Here is a 1,296-nt window from a genome sequence, read left to right on the forward strand (position 1 = left end):
TAGCGCAGGTACCAGCGGACCGCCAGCACGCTTCCCCTCAGGGGGGAACCGGAAGCCGGTGAACTCCGATGCCGGGACCGGCGGACGGGACGTCGACGCATTACTCGATCATGCCTGGTCAGACGTCGAGACGGCGGACCTCAGCAACGCAACAGCCCGGTCCGCAAGAGCCGCGAAGACCTGGGACAGGTGATCGTCACTCTTTGCCTGCGCAGACACGGCGCCTCCTCAGCTAGCTAGTTGTTGTCTGACTCAAGCGTAAGGCCAGCCCAGTCCTTCGTCAGCCAAACCATTGAAGATGGCCCGCTGTCGGCAACCTCCGCGTCCCGTAATCCGCGGTCGGGATAAGTCGACGACTTCGCGCTGCGGAGTCAGGCAAGCGCGGAGAAGATCGGTGCGCCGCTGGGACGCGCGGGCCGGCCAGTGTAGAGGCCGTCGAGTTTGACCGCGGGGCGATCGCGGCGCGCACCGTGCGTTCTATGCCGAAGCGGCCCGGACACGGGCGGCGGAGGCCCAGACGGCGGCCGACCGTGCGGAACAGGCCGCCCGCACCGCGCAGGCCGAGGCCGAAGCGGCCCGGACCGCCGCCGGCCGCCACGTCGGCCGACCCGTCGCCCACCCACCCGAGAAGATCGAGCACGCCCGGCTCCTGAACGCCCAGGGCGACAGCCTCGGCACGATCGCCACCAAGACCGGCATCCCGAAGACCTCGCTGCACCGCTACCTCGCCAGCAGTGAGACCCCTGCACCTGAGCCGAACTAGGAGACATCATGACTACCGCACGCTCCGACGCCCGCCTGTGGGCGTACCTCATCGACGAGTTCCAGGCCGCCGGCGCCGACTACCCCGACGCCGCCCAGCGCCACGCCCGCCACGCTCGCCGCGCCGTGGCCGTCGTCCGCCGGGAGCGCACGAACACCCGCGCCCGGACCTTCGCACCCGGCGACGTCATCCCGTACGACGTCAGCCGGGTGTACGACCTCGATGGCGACGTCTGGGAACGTCAGTCCACCGACCCCGAGAGCACACTGCGCGACTCGTGGACGATGCCCGGCTTCGACCCGGACGAGCACGAGCCCGCCTGCCAGGGGGTCTGGATCACGCCGTTCCTGCTGGACAGCTACGGCCCACTCACCGAGTCGCCCAGGCGGACGTCCCGATGACGGAACCACAGGACACCCGGCGCCCCCGTCTGGTGGTGCTGCCCGACACCGAGACCGGCCGGGTCCACCTCACCTACACCGAAACCGAACCGGACGGCTGGACCTGCCCGGTCATGCACCGCGACGCTCTAG

At 70.0% G+C, this 1,296-nt stretch carries 2 protein-coding genes; both read left to right on the plus strand.

What is annotated here, in order from left to right:
• The coding region (locus CV1CTNOD_RS25775; RefSeq protein WP_207386462.1) for a hypothetical protein at positions 1-193 on the plus strand (193 nt) is incomplete at its 5' end.
• A gap of 578 nt (positions 194-771) precedes the next feature.
• Positions 772-1,164, plus strand: coding sequence for a hypothetical protein (locus CV1CTNOD_RS15015; protein WP_131786710.1), 393 nt, complete (start codon positions 772-774; stop codon positions 1,162-1,164).
• Positions 1,165-1,296: the final 132 nt, after the last annotated feature.

It is taken from the genome of Protofrankia symbiont of Coriaria ruscifolia (assembly GCF_900634745.1).
Lineage (GTDB): Bacteria > Actinomycetota > Actinomycetes > Frankiales > Frankiaceae > Protofrankia > Protofrankia californiensis.

What these genes read in the sequence shown, in the direction of transcription:
- CV1CTNOD_RS15015 (WP_131786710.1), top strand. Translation starts at nt 772, where the DNA reads ATGACTACCGCACGCTCCGACGCCCGCCTGTGGGCGTACCTCATCGAC.